This is a genomic window from Rummeliibacillus sp. GQ308 (assembly GCF_059759115.1).
The window spans coordinates 108,475-126,604 of sequence record NZ_JCAXDQ010000003.1; the positions used below are offsets into that span (position 1 = coordinate 108,475).

Consider the following 18,130-nt stretch of genomic DNA (forward strand, 5'->3'; position numbering starts at 1 on the left):
TTTAGATTATGAGTATACGATTCTTCCCCAAACAGCTCGAATGCCTCTATTTCATGCGATTTAATAAACTAGACAGTAACTAAGAGATTTTAAGACTTTACTTTTTCAAAATAAAAAATTTTAACATTTCTTAGAAAAAAAGTAGTAGTGTTTTCACCATTTTTTGCTATAATCTTTCTTACAATTAGAAATTTTAGGATGGTATTTATGGAAAAACATATATTAAGTAAAGTTACTCTTCAAGCAGATGATGAAAGATATCGCAAGCTTGTGGAGCAAGTAAGTGATTGGATATGGGAAGTGGATGCTAATGGAGTTTATACCTACGCAAGTCCGCAAATTGAACAGATTTTAGGCTATACACCAGATGAAATAATAGGCCGAACTCCATTCGATTTGATGGAACCAGATGAGGGAGAGCGGATAGGACCCATTTTTCAGTATCACGTTGCGAACAAGCTGCCAATTAACAGCTTAGAAAATATTAACTTGCATCGTGACGGGCATGAAGTTATTTTAGAAACGAGCGGCTCTCCTATTTTAAATGACGAAGGTGAATGTATTGGCTATATAGGGGTAGACCGGGATATCACTGAAAGAAAACTAATAGAACAAAAACAGAAACAGCTAATAGAAATTTTAGATGCTTCGCCTAGCTTTATAGCAACTTTAGATATCAACGGAAATAGCTTCTATTACAATCCAGCCGCACGCAACATCCTTGGCATTACGGAGGAAAATATTCCATCTGTAACGAGTAGATGGATGACTGATTTTATTAAAAACGAAGGCATTCCTACAGCAATAGAAAAAGGCTATTGGAAAGGTGAAACAACCGTTATAAATGGTGAGGGTATTGAAATACCGGTTTCTCACATGCTAGTCGCTCATAAAACTGAAAATGGTACGGTGGAATTCCTGTCAACTATTGCACACGATATAACCGAAAGAAAAGAGCTAGAAAAGGTTATCTACAACCAAGCTCATTATGACCAGCTTACAAATTTACCTAATAGACGCTTTTTGCATAAAAAAATGGCAACTATCATTGAAGATACGACTGACAAGAAACGAGTTGCTTTCTTATTCATGGATTTGGATAATTTCAAAAGCATTAATGATTCGCTTGGCCATGAAATCGGCGATCAATTGCTTGTCATGACAGCTGCACACTTAGAAAGCTATGTAGAGAAGAACGATTTTATTTGCCGCTATGGTGGAGATGAATTTATTCTCATCTTAGAAGATATTTGGGATATAGAAAGCATAAAAGAAAAAACACAACGTATCTTAGAGGCCTTTAAACAGCCTTTTGAAATTGAAGGTCATACAATCAGTGTGACAGGCAGTATTGGAATTAGTGTTTATCCCGATGACGGTAAAGATTTTCTTTCTCTCATTACAAAGGCCGATAATGCTATGTATCGCATCAAACAAGACGGTAAAAACAACTTCTCTATAGAATAAAAAAAAGGGAATCTATTAGGTAGATTCCCTTTTTTACACTGTATAAATCAAATTTTGACCATACAACTATTAATAGCTATACTTATACACAATTTCCCCTTCGATTACTCTACCATCGCCGTTAAAGCCCAATTTTTCATACAGTGCTTTTGCGCCTTCATTCTCTGGCTCAAAGCTTAGATAAATCACATGATGAGCTGTATCTTCTTTGATCAAGCTCATCAGTTTTTTCATAGCAGCCTTCCCGTACCCTTTCCCCTGGTATTGCGCATCAATCATTAAACGGTAAATCCAATACTCTCCGTCATCCGCATCAATACAATACATAGTAAAACCGACTAGAACTTCCTCAGCATAGATAGCTAAGCAAATACATTCTGGATAAGCTTTTGCCTGGGCAAGTGAAAATAAATTCGATGCCACGAAGTTTTTTTGTTCATCTGCCACTTTTAAATTAATGACATTCATAAAATTATGCCGATCGATATCTTTGAACGTAATCATTATCCCACATCACTCTTTTCATCGTAATTTGTTTCCGCAACTTTCTCTGCTTTAGAAGAAGGCTTCTTTTGAAATGCCAATAACAAAATCATTCCAAAAATGCAGAGCGTTCCAACCCACTGAAAGATACCAAAGGGTTCTTTTAACCAAAATACAGTTGTAAGTACTGCAGCCAGGGGTTCTAAACTGCTAAAAAGGCTGGTTTCTTTTGGGGAGAGACTTTGAAGGCTTTCGATATAAAACCAAAATGCAAGCATCGTTCCGAATACAATAACGAATAGCAAGTACATATATGCAACTGGTGAAAAACTTGAAAAGTCTATTTGCCATGGCGGATGAATCAAACTAAGTGCGACTCCGCCAATAATCATGGCCCAGCCAACGATCACCTGAGAATCAAACTGAGCAAGTAAAGGCACTGAATATAAAGTATAAAAGGCCAATGCAAGCCCAGATAATAGGCCCCAGACAACGGCAACAGGTGACACTGATAGATTGGATACTGATCCATTCGTCAGTAGTAAAAAACAGCCCATCAATGCAAGCAAAACAGTTACTGCATCATGTCGTGAAAAAACTGTTTGTCTACGGAGCAATAAGTAAAGAATAATCATTACTGGCGCTAAATACTGCAACAATGTCGCCACCGCTGCATTACCGTGTTTGATGGATGCCATGTATGTATATTGAACCGCAAGCATGCCGAGAAGCCCGAAGATCAGTAGCCGAAGGGCACTCCATTTGTTTCGCCATACGTCAAAAACGTGGGAACGTGTACTTCTAAAAGATTGCATCCCCAAAAGTAGAACACCTGCTACTAGCAGCCGTATCGTCACAAGTCCATTCACATTGACATGATATTGCTGAAATAATTTTTGCGAAACCGTGCCGCTAATCCCCCAAAGCACTGCTCCGATAATGACAAGTGTAAGACCTTTCTTTCTATTCATTCCCTTCATAATTCCGACTCTCCAATTACTCTTTTAATCATACACTACTAATTTTTTGTTAATTCAGTTAATAACGCTAATGCTAACGTATCCTAGATGAAAATACAATAACAATTTGGTCGACATTTAATAAACAAAAAAAGGCAAGCAGACGATTCTGCATTGCCTTTTTTATTTAGGTACCTTCTGTTTTATTGTTCTCTTTCGCTTCAATGGTTTCATCCTTCCACCATAAAGCCTCTTCCGGGTCTTGTCTCAGAACATCCTTGAAATCCTTTTTTGTATCGACCGTTGGGTATGAACCTTTTAGGGCAATCCCAGAAGTGCTAGTGAATAACCATGTAAATACAATCAAGCCAATCAAGCTGACGACGACTAAATAAATAGCAGGTGAGAGAGTATTATTGGTCGCATGAACAAGATATGAAGCTAAAAGCGGGGTTGTTCCACCAAAGATGGAGACGGAAATATTGAACGATACTGCTAATGCACGGTAACGAACATCTGTGAAAAATAATGATGGCAACAAAGAAGGCACTGTACCTTCGTAACAGCTTAAAAACAGGCCTAGCAGCAAAATGGAAACAAAGACGAAGCCTATTCTGCCTGTACCCATCATCCAAAAAGCTGGGATGGCAAAGATCAATAAGCCAATTAAGCCGATTTGCACAACTTTCTTGTTACCTATACGGTCGCTAAGCCGTCCGAAATATAACGCAAGCGGAATCATTAGCACCATTACAATAAGCAAAATAATTAAGCCAGCCGTTTGATTAATCTTCAGCGTCTCAGTCAAATAAGATGGGATATAAGATAAAATCATATAGTTGGTAATATTATAAAAGGCAACTATCACTATGCTTAACAGCAAATCCTTCTTGTAATGCTTCACAATATCCTTAAAGGTTGGCTGTGATGCATCCTCCTGCGCTTGTTCCATCTCCTCAAAAACTGGAGATTCTTCTAGATGGCGACGAAGATACAAACCAATCAGCCCGATCGGTGCAGCAATCAGAAACGGCAATCGCCATCCCCAGGAATTCATTTGGTCATCAGATAAGAATACTGTCAGTAAAGTCACAATGCCTGAGGCTGCAATATAGCCGACGAGTGTACCAATCTCAAGACCACTTCCCCACCTTCCTCGCTTCTTATCAGGGGAAGATTCTGCAATATATACCATGGCGCCAGAGTACTCGCCGCCTGTGGAGAAACCTTGAATCATACGGGCAAGCAACAATAAAATGGGTGCCCAGACACCAATTTTTTCATACGTAGGTAATAGACCGATAATCAAAGTTGAAAAGGCCATCATAATAATGGTGACGCTTAATACAATTTTTCTCCCATGAAGATCACCTATCCGCCCAAAGATAATTCCCCCAATTGGCCGCACGAGGAAGGCAACAGCAAAAGTACCAAACGTAAAGATCAATTGCAGACCACTGTTACCTACACCTGTAAAAAAGAGTTCACTTAGCGTAACAGCCAAATAAGCATACAGACCAAAGTCAAACCATTCCATCGCATTTCCAATGCCCGTCGCTACTACTGCTTTTCGTGTTTTTTTCGAATTTACAACATTAATATCGCCGGGCTCTATTGTTAAATTGTCTTGATCCACATAAACAACTCCTCTTCGGTAAATAATCTTTTATAAAAGCATTTAATTAAGCAAGCGCTATATATGTTTTTATATTGCCCTTTTTTAAGAAATTTATCTTTCAGTATAGATGTTTTTAAAATAATCAATGAAGCATGTAGTACTTTTTTAATTTCTATTCTCTCCTTAGTTTTTCTCTGCTCGCTCATATCTCTCCCCAACTCTTTTTATAACCGATTATTTTTAACTCAAACTCACCATCCATTCAAAATAAAAAAATCTCCAACCTCCGAAGAGATTGAAGATTTTACATGTCAGTTAGACAGTCATTGTTTTATTTTCTTTCAATTGCAGTTGTTGTTCGCCTACACCTAAGTTTTCACGTTTCTTTTTAATTTTGAAATGATAAATCAGATAGCATGCGATAACAAATGGTGTGCCTAGATACAGTGCCAGCCGTTGTTCAGAATCAAAGGCAAGGCTGAGCAACACAATACAATTTAATGTTAACGAAACAATCGGAACAAGTGGGAACAGTGGTGTTTTAAATTTAAGATCCTCCACCTTACCACCCTCGCGAATAAATTTTCTGCGGAATGCAATTTGTGAAGCGGAAATAGAAATCCACCCAACCTGAGCACCTAATCCAGCGACCGACAATAGCCAAACGAATACCGTTTCTTCTGCAAAGAATCCTGAAAGTAAGGATAATAACGCAATGCCAATTGTTAATAAAAGTGCATTAATTGGAACGCCACGTTTATTTAACTTTGTCAGTGCAGGGCTTGCCATTTTCTCAGTAGACATAGCATACAACATACGTGTTGCAGCATAAATTCCTGAGTTTGCGACTGATAATAATGCTGTTAGAATGACAAAGTTCATTATATCTGCAGCATATGGTATACCTATACTATCAAATACAACAACGAATGGACTCTCTACCACACCTGCTTGCTTCATTGGAATCAAGCTCGCTACAACAAAGATAGCTAATACAAAGAAAAACAGCGTACGCCAAACCGTTTGCTTGATTGATTTTGGAATCGTCTTCTCTGGCTCTTCACTTTCACCCGCAGCGATCCCGATTAACTCTGTTCCTTGGAATGAGAAGTTAACAGCTATCATTGTAATAAGCAGTGCACCTATACCATGTGGCAAAAAGCCGTTTGCTGTAAAGTTACTCAAAAACGGTGCAGCTTGTCCACCTTGCATTGGGACTAAACCAAAAATCGCTGCTCCTCCTAAAACGATAAACGCAATTATAGCGAATATCTTAATACTCGCGAACCAGAATTCAGTTTCAGCAAAAGCTCGTGCTGAAAGCGCATTCAATGAGAATAATACAATGGCGAATATAACGCACCATATCCATACTGGCGAATCTGGGAACCATCGTTGCATCAGCTGACCAGATGATAGCAACTCAAGCGCAACTGTAACAGACCAGCCTAACCAATAAAGCCAGCCCAGTGCAAAACCAGTGCCAGGACCAATAAATTTTGTTGTATATGTTTGGAACGAACCAGAAACCGGCATAGCGACAGATAACTCACCTAAACATAACATCGTTAAGAACATGATAAATCCGCCAACTAAATACGAAAGAATAGCACCAGCCGGGCCTGCCTGGCTAATTGTATAACCGGAGCCTAAGAATAAACCTGATCCGATAACTCCCCCCAGTGATATCATAAACAAATGCCGTGCTTTCATCGTTCTTTGTAATCCTTGATTTGTGTTGCTCCCCTTTAACTCATTCAAACTTCTTCCCCCTGTCTCCCCTTGATGAATAGCCACTCATTTTGGCTACTAAAAATATAATCGAATTATGTCGCATACGCAATATATTTTTGCAATATTATTAATCTTTACTACTAACAGATTTTAATTACCCCTCGGTGTACGCTTGAAAACCACTTACCCTTGCTTTTTCCTTCTTTAAAAGCGAAGCGGATATAATATTACTCCTAATGCTATTAACAATGAATACATAGAATATAGAAATCATTTGTTTTCCCTATCTTTCGTCGCCAATGGCTGTGTGATAAAGTTAATACCAAATTAGTAGAGACGGAGGTTCCTATGATGAAGGATTTCCATTGCTGTGCAACATGTCAGCATTTCAAGGCGGAGAGAGTAGCAGAAGGAATGAAATATTATTGCTCAAGGCTTGGTTATGAAACCAAACCAGCATATAAATTTGATTGCTGGGATCCAAAGGAACATATTATTAAATTAATGAATAAGTAACACAAATATTTTTCTAAACATTTTAAATTATTTATTTTTTTATTGACGTTGTTCGTTTTTTCTGTTATCTTTGAGATAACTTACAGAAGGAAGGTGATTTATATGGTAACGATGAATAAGGCTATTGTACAAATGAACGGGACCATATATTCACCTGCCATGCCAATATAAATTAGGCATGTTTATTCTGTTATGCGCGGTGAAGCATGGTTTCCGTTCTCGGACCATGCTTTTTATTTTGCAAATAACAGGAGGAATATGCTTTGAATCAATTAAACGAATACGGTTGGAATAATATACGACAAGATGAATGGAAAAACAATTTTGAAACGGCGGAACGAAATTATCTTCCAGGCCGTGTAACATTAGAACATAAACGGATGTATAGAGTGGTCACAGCAGAAGGAGAATGGCTATCTACCTGTTCAGGCAGCTTTACACATGCTGCGGCTGAACGGCGGGATTTCCCAGCAGTCGGTGACTGGGTTGCTGTGGAACAGATGCCAGGCGAGGAAAAAGGCATCATCCATTCCCTTTTGTCAAGGACTTCCCTCTTCTCTCGTAAAGTTGCAGGAATGGCCATCACCGAACAGATTATTGCCGTCAACGTAGATATCGTGTTTCTCGTTACGTCTATGAATGATGATTTCAATGCGCGACGGTTAGAGCGCTATTTAGTGGCTGCCTACGATTCTGGTGCATTGCCGGTTGTCGTTTTAACTAAGAAGGATGTTTGTGTCCATCCTGAGGATTATATAGATCAAGCAAAACAAGTGGCTATTGGCGCGGATGTCGTCGCTGTTAGCTCAAAAACGGGCGAAGGTATTGATACACTTTCTGATATGCTACAAAACGGTAAAACAGCAGCTCTTCTGGGATCTTCTGGCGTTGGAAAATCATCGCTTATCAATGCTCTTTGCGGAGAGGACCGGATGGCGGTTCAAGACATCCGCGAAGATGATGCGAAAGGACGCCATACGACTACACATCGCGAATTGATTAAAATGCCCGCTGGCGGTATCTTGATTGATACACCTGGAATGCGAGAATTTCAGCTTTGGAATGAAAACGATAGTGTAGACTCTGGTTTTAAAGATATTGAGTCGCTTGCCAACCAGTGTCAATTCCGTAACTGCAATCACCATTCCGAGCCGGGATGTGCCATTCAAAAAGCACTCGATGAGGGTGTTTTAGAGAAACAGCGGTATGCGAACTATTTAAAACTCCAAAAAGAATTGGCATATCTTGAGCGCAAAGCTAATCAAAAAACACAACAAGGCAAAAGAAAAACTCGCAAGTAACTGCGATATAGTCTATATAATAAAGGTCACCCATACAGACAGAGAAAACTAACTGTGTTTTCTCTGTCTGTATTTTTTTGTGTTTAACATATAAAAGAAGGACCCTTTGCTATAGACATGCAAATAGATCCTTCTTATTTTAAATACTCACTACAGACGCTTCACTACTGCGCGGACTGGACTACCATCTGCTTCTGCTAGGGAAAGCGGTAATGCAGACAGCTCATAATCCCCTGGTTCAATTTGGTCTAACACCAAGCCCTCTAGTATGTGAATGCCATGTTTTGTTAATTCATGGTGAGATAACAGCTCTTTGCTATCAATCGGATCTACGGACGGCAAATCTAGGCCTAGCAAACGAACACCTTTATCCCCTAAATAAGAAGCAAGCTCCGGCTCAATCTCTGGAATCGCTGTAGGAAACACGCTTCGATCCGGCCATACATCCGTGCGAATCAATAAACGACTGACTCCCTCTATATCTACACCAGCGAGTGCTTCTACCCCAATTGAAGAGGGTACCGGCAAATGAATGATACGGGCTTTCCCAATGTACACATTCACATCAAGCTCTGAGACTTTCTTTCCATCATTATCAAAATGGAATGGTGCATCAATATGTGTACCTGTATGAATGCTCATTGTAATACGGCCAACATTGACTGACCCGCTTTCTTCTTTGCTCCAATTCACCTCATACGTAAATGGCGTATCACCTGGCCAAACTGCCGTCTGTTGATTTAGTGGCAATGAAATATCAATCCACGAATCCATCATCATTTCTCCTCCTCATTCTACCCTCTCTTGCAAAAGGTTTTTGCATTAAAAGCTCATTGAAACACCTTACAGCTTTGTACGCAAACTCAGCAATTCAGGGAAGAATTGGTGATCCAAAACCTTTTTTAAATAATTGACGCCGGATGACCCGCCTGTGCCCATCTTATGGCCAATGATTCGTTCGACAGTTGTCATATGGTTGAAACGCCAAAGCTGCTGCTGATTGCCGATATCGACCAGCTTCTCTGCCAATTCATATAAATCCCAGTACTGATCAGTATTGCGGTATACTGTCAGCCATGCTTCTTCTACGCTTTCATTCGGTTCATAGTTTTGTGTCCAATCACGATTTAACGCTTTTTCATCCACTTTTAAACCATGCTTGGCAAGCGCTGAAATGGCTGCATCATAAATGCTCGGTTCCTTTAAAGACTTCGTCAGCAATGGATAAACCTCCGGTTGATGTTCATAAACCGCAAGCGTGCGGGCATTTTTATTTCCAAGCGCGAACTCAATCAAGCGATTTTGATAGGATTGAAACCCTGAAGAATGCCCCAACTTATCACGAAATTCCATATATTCGGCAGGCGTCAACGTGGAAAGAACACTCCATGATTGAATAAGCTGCTGCTGAATTCTAGAAACACGCGACAGCATCTTGAAGGATGGTTCTAACTCGTTCTTTTGAATACACTCAATCGCCGCATGTAGTTCATGCAGAATGAGCTTCATCCAAAGCTCACTCGTTTGGTGAATAATAATAAACAACATTTCATCATGGTGGTCTGAAAGCCGATGCTGACCTGTCAAAATTTGATCAAGGCGTAGGTAATCGCCGTATGACATCTCCTTTTCAAAATCCAATTGGATGCCCTTTTCTAAATTGTTACTCACTGAGTTTTCCATTCTAAATCCTCCTCGTCGTCTTTCGTGTTCTCTTGCTGTAATGGCGTATTTTCTTTTTTACGCTGGAAAAGAAAATAGATAACGCTTAAAAAGGCGAGCCATGGAATACCAAATTGAAGCAGTATTTTAAATGACGTAAACCAGGTAGTAATCATTAAGCTGACCAAGAGAATGGCTCCTAATGCTGTCAAATATGGAAAGCCGATCATCTTCACGGGCAATTGACGACCGCCAGCTCTCTCCCATTTTTTTCGGAAGAATAAGTGCGATACGAAAACCATGAACCAAGTAAAAATGGCGCCAAACATGGAAATTCCCATCATGAATGCATAAGATGTCCCTGGGAATAATCCACTTACAACGGCCGCCATGATGATACCCATCGCTGAGATCCCAAGAGCATATAATGGTACGCCCTTTTTGTTTAATTTACCAAAAACTGCTGGCGCTGATTTTGCCCGAGACAAAGAAAATACCATCCTTGTTGATGCGTATAATTGGCTGTTCATCGCAGATAAAGCAGCTGTCAAAATAATAAAGTTCATAATGCCAGATGCACCCGGGATATTCAAAATCTCCATTACTTTCACAAATGGACTTTTATCAATGCCCGCACTTTTCCAAGGAACAATCATCAGCATAATCGCTAAGGTGATGACATAAAAAGTGGAAAGGCGGAATACTGTCGCTTTCAATGCCTTAGGTACAGCCACATCCGGATCCTCTGCTTCTCCTGCAGTGACCGCTATCATTTCTGTTCCTAAAAAGCTAAACAAGGAAATAAATACGGCAATCCAGACGCCCTTTAAACCAAATGGTAGGAATCCTCCGCTATCCACAAGGTTTTGCGGTCCTATTGTCGAAGAGCCGCCAGATGGTCCGAGCAAGATGTACGCCCCCAATAAAATAAAACCGATGATTGCGCTAATTTTAATCATTGAAAACCAGTATTCAAACGTTGCGAATGTATTTACGCTCGTTGCATTTACATAAATCAGTACGACACCAAAAAGCAGAATCCAGACCATGCCCGGCACGTGGGGAAACCAGTACTTCATATAAACAGCAATGGCACTCACTTCTACTCCAACAGCCAGCACATTTGCGATCCAGTAGGAATACCGGACAAGATAGCCTGCGAAAGGATGAATGTATTTTTCCGCAATCAGCCCAAACGAACCTGATGAAGGATGGGCGACAGTCATTTCAGCTAAGCACCCCATAAGCAACAAAATGATAAACGCGCCCAAAGCATAACTGAGAAGGACGCCGGGACCTGCCGTACTAATGGCGAGCCCACTCCCAAGGAATAGCCCCGTCCCAATTGCACATCCCATCGCAATCATTGTCAGTTGCCTGGTTTTCAGCTCCCTCTTTAAACCTTTTTCCATATGAATCCGCCTTTCCTTTACAGGTTAGTCATAACACTGTGGTATTCCTTATTCATTCCAAGATATATAAATCTAACAATCTATGCAACTGTTTCTCGCTCATTGGTAAACTTCTCATATTGCTTTTCATCCATAATCTCTTTTAAAATCTGCACTACATTCCAAACATCCTCGTATGATGTATAAAGGGCAATCGGTGCAAGGCGAATCACATTTGGAGCACGAAAATCTGGAATAACCCCATGTTCCTTTAGAGATTTGCAAATACGGGCAGCTTCTGGATGCTCGAGACAAACATGGCCGCTACGACGGACATCATCACGGAGATTTCCGATTTCAAAACCAAAATCAGCTAGTTCTGCATCAATTAACTCCATGAAGTATTCATTAATTTCGAGTGATTTCTTTCGAATCTGTTCCATTCCCGCTTCTGCAAACATTTCGAGTGAGCCTAAAAGCGGTGCCATGCTCAATACATGTGGTGTCCCGATTTGATAGGCGCCGGCAGTGTCTGCAGGAGTAAAGGTATGCAAAAGGTCAAATTGAACATCTTTTCTTGAACCAAACCATCCAGCCAAGCCAGGCTCTGCACCAAAATGCTTCCGGTTTACATACAAACCGCCCACACCCCCAGGACCACCATTCAAGTATTTATAGTTACACCAGTAGGCAAAATCCACATCCCAGTCACTAAAAGCATGCGGAATCGAGCCAACTGAATGACAGCCGTCAAAGCCAATTAAAATTCCTCGTTTATGCGCTTCATCTGTCAATCGTTTCATATCCAAAAGTTGACCGCTGCGATACTGCACAGTTGGAAGAATCACCAATGCCACTTCATCGCTCATTGCAGCAATAATATCTTCCTCTTCAATTGTACGGCCATCCCTGCTTTTCACTTCGATTAAATGATGTTCAGGATCAAAGCCATGAATGCGAAGCTGGCTTTTCAGGGCATATATGTCTGTTGGGAAATTCAGTTCATCCGCAACAATTTTTGTACGTTTCCCCTCAGGCTGATAAAAAGTTGCTACTAATTGATGCAGATTGACCGTTGTTGAACCGGTGACAATCACTTCATCTGCTCTCGCCCCTACTAGCGGCGCCAGCATTTCTGCTAATCTCTCAGATAGTTCAAACCACGGATGTTGGCCTTGTGTCCATCCGTCGATACCGTATTTTTTCCAATCCTCCACTGACTCGAAAAGCGTACGCTCCGCCCTTTTTGAAAGTAAACCCAAAGAGTTCCCATCCATATAAATAGTACCTGGTTGAAGATAGAATTCTTCTCGGAATCTTCTTAATGTATCTCTTTCATCTAGTTGTTTCGCGTATTCTAAAGTTGACTTTGTCATTGTAAATCCTCCCTCTTGTCATCTTTTTAAAAGACTATACCAATAAATATGACATCACGTCAATAATATATTCTGAAAATTTATACTATTATACATCTTTCCTTTTAAAGTATTTCTTTATATGCTAATGTGAAAGAATATGAGGAGGCATAACTGATGACTAACAAAGAAGAGGTTCAAGACAAACGCCATTTACGTTCTATCAAAACAAAACAAAAGCTCCTCCAAGCTGCTCGCGAAATATTTCTGACGGAAGGCTTTCAAAAAGCAACCATCTCCCAAATTATTAAAAAGGCAGAGGTTGGTTATGGCACTGCCTATGTCCATTTCAGCGGGAAAGAAGAAATCCTCATCGTCTTAATGGACCATGTAATGGAAAAGTTCTATCAAATAGCGGAAGTTTCATTTTCACCCTCTTCAAAGGAAGAAGCACGCGATATTATCCTTTCACAGGCAATGGATTTTTTGAAAATGGCCGAAACGGAACGTAACATGCTGCAATTGTTCGAGCAAGCCATTGGCATTTCGTCCTCCATTTCAACAAAGTGGAATGCTATCCGTGAAAAGTTCATCCAACGAATTTCAGAGGATATTGCATACGCTCAAAAATACGGACTAGCCAAAACAGAACTCAACCACAAGCTTGTAGCCCGCGGCTGGTTCTATACAAATGAAATGTACCTGTGGGAAATTGTCCGTAATGAACAGCAAGGTACAGTGGAAGAGATTGCAAAAACTATCACGGCTGTCTACACAGGAGGACTCTATCAAACGAATGAATAAAGAAAAGTGTCCCTGCGTAATCAGCACGTCTGGGACACTGGGTTATCTCATTATTCTGTTAAGATGACGCCAGAAAAGCTGCCACTCAAAACTTGTTTCTCCAACTGATTGGTACAAAGAAAACTCGCCAATATAGCGATTCTATTTGCATGATCCGGTTCTGCTTTCTCAATCTTTACCTGGCAATGAATCGTATCCTCAGTAAAGACAGGCCTGAAAAACTCAAAGTTCATCGTGCGTGCCAGTACATTATATTCTCCACCTATTTTTGTGGGCATAGTAGCAGTCAGCAAACCTTGAACAACCACTCTTCCAAGTCCGTCAGGCTGTGTATGATGGTCACCCTCATCCATGGATAATGCTGTGAACATCTCTACATCTCTCTTCGTAAAAGTCCGTTCAAAATGGATTATGTCCCCTGTCTTCAACAATGTAATTTCCCCTTTTTTAGATGCTGCAGACTATTCATAAACTTTACTGCACGTATATCATCCTTTAACTCGAGCAAATGAATTCCTGTATCTCCTGTATGAAATTGAAATTTCGCCTGAACTGGCAGATTAAGAAAAGCCTCTAGGAAATTTGAAATCAGCCCCCCATGGGATACAATGGCAATCCTTTCCTTCTCCTTAAAATCGTATATGATTTGTTGAAATATCTTCTCAGCCCGATAACGTAACTCGATTGCTGATTCCCCATCTTGTATTGGAATATGGGCTGGCCTTCCCCCTGATGGCAATGGATATTTTACGGCTGCTTCCTTCCTTAAAAGTCCTGCTAAAACGCCATTATCAAACTCTCTTAATTCATCAAAATAACTAATCTCACAACCAATCGCTTCTTGTAAAATTTCAGCTGTACGACTGGCTCTTTTCAACGTGCTTGCCAAGATAATGTCCGGTGGAAAATGTTCCTGTACATGACTAGCCATTTTTCGAGCCTGATTTTCTCCCAGTTCGGTCAAGTGATAATCAGCTCTTCCTTCGTGCACCTCCAGAATATCTGCCTCTGATTGTCCATGCCTTATGACCAATAATTCCATTCCCATCCGCTCCCCTTACCACTTTACTAATTTTGATATACACATTAAGTCTAACGTCTATTGATTTTTCAGTCTATTTTAAAATTTTTGTATTTACATTTTTTATCAGCCGCATTATATTTAGATTAACGAATAATTAGAAAGGCGAATTATATTATGTTTCGTGAATCCATTACTTTTTTCAAGGCGTATAACCGAAATATTAAATTACTATTGTTAGGAAATATTTTTATCCAAATTGGTTTAGGCATTACAGCGATTATTTATAATTTCTATATTCGGTCACTAGGCTATGAAGATACGATGAACGGGCAGGTTATCTCTCTCACATCACTTGCCACGGCTTTATTTCTTTTGCCAGCCGGCATAATGGGCGATCGTAAAGGCAGGAAAAAGATACTTCTCTTTGGCCTTGCCGCAGCAGGTATATTTATGCTGCTACGATCCGTGTTAGAATCAGCGAGCCTTTTATTAAGCATCGCCTTTTTATTAGGTGGAGCTACGGCATTTTTTCAGGTTATGGTGATTCCCATGCTTGCAGAGAATTCAACAGCAGATCAGCGGGTACATCTATTCAGCTTTCACTTCGCCATTACCACAGCGGCGAATGTTATCGGCAACTTGTTAGGCGGTTTTTTAACAGATGTATTCAAACTACTTGTTGAAGATATTAGCGCTATTCGCTTGGCATTGTTGATTGGCTCCATCATTTTTGCAAGCGCCATGATTCCTTTCGCAAAATTAGCAGAGCCTTTAAAGGATGCTGAACAGCCGCCTTTATTAAGGGAGCCAATAGGATCGGTAAGTCGCAAGATAATCTTAATTTTTTTCCTTTCCCAACTATTGATTGGAACAGGCTCTGGTCTTGTCATTCCCTATTTGAATCTATATTTTGCGGACCGTTTCCATGCATCCAACTCAGCGATTGGCCTAATTTTATCCGTTGGCCAAGCAGGAACTGCCATCGCTATGTTTCTAGGACCTGCAGTGGTCAAGAGGTTCGGCGAGGTGAAAGCAGTTGTGCTTTTGCAAATGCTATCTCTACCTTTTTTACTCATCACAGCTTTCACCGGAAACCTATTTGTAGCATCGATTGCTTTTCTATTTCGGCAAGCCCTTATGAATGCAGGTAATCCCATTCAAATGTCTTTGATGATGTCGTTAGTGAACGATCGTTCTAAAGGCGTTGCTAATTCTGCAAACCAGATGGCCTTCAACCTAGGATGGGCTTTTATGGGCCCTGTTTCCACAACACTGGTTGTCACTTATGGCTCTTACTGGGGCTATGCAGCTGTTTTCAGTATTACATCCTTTATTTATTTCATCGCAACTCTATATTTCTTTTTTGTATTAAAAGCTTTTACAAAAAAGAATACTCAAGTTGCCATGAGCTGAGTTTTAAAAACACCTTATTGTTTTGCTTCAAAAGCCAAACAATAAGGTGTTTCATTTTTCAAATATTTTATTTGTTTATAGGTTGTATAATCTGAGAGATTGCAGCTTCCCTTCATATTCACAGACTGGAAGCGGTGGTGAGAAGTAATACCCTTGGATGTCATAGCAGGATAGGTCGCTTAAGAAATCAATTTGTTCCCTCGTTTCGACTCCTTCTGCAATCACATTCAGCTTCAGTTGTTTTGCCAGGGAGATAATCGTCGCAATAACCTCCGCATTTTCTTGGTAATCATCGATAAAGCTTTTATCAATTTTTAAACGGTTGATCGCCAATTTATGCAAGTAGCTGAGTGAACTGTAGCCTGTGCCAAAATCATCAATCGATAGTTCAAAGCCCATGTCAATGAGTTCATCAAAACGTTCATTTACATTAACCCTATCTCTTAGAATAATCGATTCTGTTAATTCAAACTCAATATACTCACTGCTTATTTGATATGTTTCCAATGCTTGCTGCAAAAAAGGAATTAAATCATCACGGTAAAATTGCACTGATGATAAGTTAATTGACGTTCTCGGCACTTGGTTTCCTTCATCAAGCCATCTACGAATTTGTCCGAAGACTATCTTGATAATTTCTCTTTCCAATTCAATGATGAGCTGCGATTCCTCCGCTATTCTTATAAATATATTCGGTGGGATATAGCCGTATTTCGGATGCTGCCATCTTGCTAGGGCTTCTGCTCCAATCATACGATTGCTTTGGCTATTGTATTTCGGTTGATAATAGACCATAATCGAATGATTTGTTAACGCATCTCTCAAATCATTCTCAAGCTCGAGCCTATTTAACACATGCCCAGTCATTTCTTTGCTGTAACGAATATAGTTGTTAGCACCATTTTCTTTCGCCTGATACATGGCTAAATCTGCGAAAATGAATAAATCCTTTAGCGTAGTTGCATCTTCTGGGTAGCAGGAAATGCCAATGCTACAGGTAATCTGGAATTCATTGTCATGTACCTTAATAGGCGAAGAAAAAGCCGATAGAATGTCTTTTGCAAGCTCTTCTATATCTTGCTTTTGGGGAATAAAAGCTAAAAACTCATCTCCCCCTATTCTTGCAAGTAGGCTATCTGGAGGCATTAACTCGTTTAAACGAGCAGACATTTTTTTTAATGCCATATCTCCGTACTTATGTCCATAATTATCATTAATTCGTTTAAATCGATCAAAATCAATATAGATTAAACCAAAATGCGCATTTTCTTCAATTGTCTGACCTACTCTTTTTTCCATGCTTCGTTTATTCGGAAGATCTGTTAGATCATCATGATAAGCAATATATGTAAGCTTCTCCTGTGCCCTTTTCTGCTCTGTAATATCCTGGACAATGCCATAGGCGCCAATGGTCATATGATCAATAATCATTCTGACCGCCGTTATGGAGACATCTGCATAGCTGCCATCCTTACGTAAGAGCTTTGATTCTGTCAGCGTCACTTTGCCATTAATCACTTCTTTAAATAATTTGGACATATTTTTTTCAGGTTCATTGATGAGTGCTTGAATGGACATACCTGATAATTCCTCAATACTGTATCCAGACAACCGAGATGCCTCTTCATTCACATCTTGAATATTGCCTGCTAAATCAACCGAAAAAACAGCATCCGGATTATGATTGAACAGCGATTTATATGACTCCACATTTTTTTTGAGAATTACTTCACCAAATAAATCTGGAATAAGAGTTAAAAAGATGTTAGCTCCAATTAATAAGATAAAAGGCAAAAGAATGAACTGATGCTCCTGCTGTCCTGCATGTACACTTGAAAAATCAAAAAATGATATCAGTGTGAGATACGGAATAATCCCTAAGGATATACCAGCCATTAAACAACCGATATACTTCCATTTTGTGTATAGACTATATATCTCTTCTCTCGTAATCTGAATTAAAAAACGTACTAAAGAAAAGGACATACCGAAAATCAGCAAGCAGGCCATTGCTACAAAAACAGGCTTCATTTCTATGTATTGATGATATAAAACAGTAAATGCACCATAGTCTGCAACTATAATAAACAATCCTAACGACAGACTTGTAGCAATGTATTGTATCTCTGTCTCCATTTCCCTTTGAGCCCCATATAAAGACACAAAGGCACCGATACAGCTAAACAAGAAATTCAGCAAAAAGTAGCCGTATTGATTAGCTACCGGAGCACCAACCGAAAAGACTATCAACAGGTTCGCAGACCAAAAAGTAAAGCCTAAAATAAATGAGTAAAGAATCATTTTTTTAAATTTATGTATAGCGATTCTTAGTTTTCTGCTAAATTCAACGGCAAGGTAGCAGCCTAAAAAAGAAAGGCAAATGGTCAATAATACACTATAAAC

The 18,130-nt window shown here is 39.8% G+C and carries 16 protein-coding genes; 5 read left to right on the forward strand and 11 right to left on the reverse strand.

Translation table 11 applies throughout. The features are described 5' to 3' along the window. Positions 1-207: 207 nt before the first annotated feature. The gene (locus AC6CHJ_RS12875) at positions 208-1,467 is read left to right on the forward strand and encodes a sensor domain-containing protein (RefSeq protein WP_498288842.1); all 1,260 of its coding nucleotides are present in this window, start codon (positions 208-210) and stop codon (positions 1,465-1,467) included. A 69-nt stretch (positions 1,468-1,536) separates the two neighbouring features. Here the strand turns inward: AC6CHJ_RS12875 and AC6CHJ_RS12880 are convergent, their stop codons facing one another. The 4 genes from AC6CHJ_RS12880 to AC6CHJ_RS12895 form a co-directional block, all read right to left on the reverse strand. After that, the gene (locus AC6CHJ_RS12880) at positions 1,537-1,971 is read right to left on the reverse strand and encodes a GNAT family N-acetyltransferase (protein WP_498288844.1); all 435 of its coding nucleotides are present in this window, start codon (positions 1,969-1,971) and stop codon (positions 1,537-1,539) included. Beyond that, a complete protein-coding gene (locus AC6CHJ_RS12885) occupies positions 1,971-2,930 on the reverse strand; it encodes a DMT family transporter (RefSeq protein ID WP_498288846.1) in 960 nt (319 codons plus the stop codon). The genes AC6CHJ_RS12880 and AC6CHJ_RS12885 overlap by 1 nt, the downstream gene beginning before the upstream one ends. Positions 2,931-3,096: 166 nt before the next feature. After that, the gene (locus AC6CHJ_RS12890; RefSeq protein ID WP_147197308.1) at positions 3,097-4,545 is read right to left on the reverse strand and encodes an MFS transporter; all 1,449 of its coding nucleotides are present in this window, start codon (positions 4,543-4,545) and stop codon (positions 3,097-3,099) included. Between the two features lie 297 nt (positions 4,546-4,842). After that, positions 4,843-6,240, reverse strand: a complete 1,398-nt coding sequence (locus AC6CHJ_RS12895; protein ID WP_498288976.1) for an amino acid permease — start codon at positions 6,238-6,240, stop codon at positions 4,843-4,845. Positions 6,241-6,612: 372 nt separating this feature from the next. On the opposite strand from AC6CHJ_RS12895, the gene AC6CHJ_RS12900 reads away from it, so the two are divergent. Both AC6CHJ_RS12900 and rsgA read left to right on the forward strand, forming a co-directional pair. Further along, positions 6,613-6,777 carry a hypothetical protein gene (locus tag AC6CHJ_RS12900; RefSeq protein WP_158512601.1) on the forward strand — a complete coding sequence of 55 codons (165 nt, stop codon included), beginning with the start codon at positions 6,613-6,615 and terminating at the stop codon, positions 6,775-6,777. Positions 6,778-7,040: 263 nt separating this feature from the next. After that, the gene (gene rsgA / locus AC6CHJ_RS12905) at positions 7,041-8,078 is read left to right on the forward strand and encodes a ribosome small subunit-dependent GTPase A (protein ID WP_498288848.1); all 1,038 of its coding nucleotides are present in this window, start codon (positions 7,041-7,043) and stop codon (positions 8,076-8,078) included. Positions 8,079-8,228: 150 nt separating this feature from the next. Here rsgA and kynB read toward each other — a convergent pair whose 3' ends face one another. The 4 genes from kynB to kynU form a co-directional block, all read right to left on the reverse strand. Further along, the gene (gene kynB, locus AC6CHJ_RS12910; RefSeq protein ID WP_498288978.1) at positions 8,229-8,852 is read right to left on the reverse strand and encodes an arylformamidase; all 624 of its coding nucleotides are present in this window, start codon (positions 8,850-8,852) and stop codon (positions 8,229-8,231) included. 69 nt (positions 8,853-8,921) lie between these two features. Further along, on the reverse strand, positions 8,922-9,761 hold the full coding sequence (gene kynA / locus AC6CHJ_RS12915) for a tryptophan 2,3-dioxygenase (protein WP_147197314.1): 840 nt from the start codon (positions 9,759-9,761) through the stop codon (positions 8,922-8,924). Then, a complete protein-coding gene (locus tag AC6CHJ_RS12920) occupies positions 9,746-11,152 on the reverse strand; it encodes an amino acid permease (RefSeq protein ID WP_498288850.1) in 1,407 nt (468 codons plus the stop codon). The genes kynA and AC6CHJ_RS12920 overlap by 16 nt, the downstream gene beginning before the upstream one ends. Positions 11,153-11,232: 80 nt before the next feature. Continuing rightward, positions 11,233-12,507: a kynureninase gene (kynU, locus tag AC6CHJ_RS12925; RefSeq protein WP_498288852.1), complete on the reverse strand. Its 1,275-nt coding sequence runs from the start codon at positions 12,505-12,507 to the stop codon at positions 11,233-11,235. A gap of 156 nt (positions 12,508-12,663) precedes the next feature. On the opposite strand from kynU, the gene AC6CHJ_RS12930 reads away from it, so the two are divergent. Next, positions 12,664-13,290 (forward strand): TetR/AcrR family transcriptional regulator, encoded by a 627-nt coding sequence (locus AC6CHJ_RS12930; RefSeq protein WP_498288854.1) that lies wholly within the window; start codon positions 12,664-12,666, stop codon positions 13,288-13,290. A 50-nt stretch (positions 13,291-13,340) separates the two neighbouring features. Here the strand turns inward: AC6CHJ_RS12930 and AC6CHJ_RS12935 are convergent, their stop codons facing one another. Further along, positions 13,341-13,721, reverse strand: a complete 381-nt coding sequence (locus AC6CHJ_RS12935; RefSeq protein WP_392996867.1) for a hotdog family protein — start codon at positions 13,719-13,721, stop codon at positions 13,341-13,343. Then, positions 13,715-14,332 carry a histidine phosphatase family protein gene (locus tag AC6CHJ_RS12940; protein WP_498288855.1) on the reverse strand — a complete coding sequence of 206 codons (618 nt, stop codon included), beginning with the start codon at positions 14,330-14,332 and terminating at the stop codon, positions 13,715-13,717. The genes AC6CHJ_RS12935 and AC6CHJ_RS12940 overlap by 7 nt, the downstream gene beginning before the upstream one ends. Before the next feature lie 156 nt (positions 14,333-14,488). On the opposite strand from AC6CHJ_RS12940, the gene AC6CHJ_RS12945 reads away from it, so the two are divergent. Then, complete coding sequence (locus AC6CHJ_RS12945; protein WP_498288857.1) at positions 14,489-15,727, forward strand: MFS transporter; 1,239 nt, start codon at positions 14,489-14,491, stop codon at positions 15,725-15,727. Between the two features lie 75 nt (positions 15,728-15,802). On the opposite strand, the gene AC6CHJ_RS12950 is transcribed toward AC6CHJ_RS12945, so the two are convergent. Further along, entirely contained in the window at positions 15,803-17,863 is a 2,061-nt protein-coding gene (locus AC6CHJ_RS12950; protein WP_498288859.1) for a sensor domain-containing protein, read from the reverse strand. Positions 17,864-18,130: the final 267 nt, after the last annotated feature.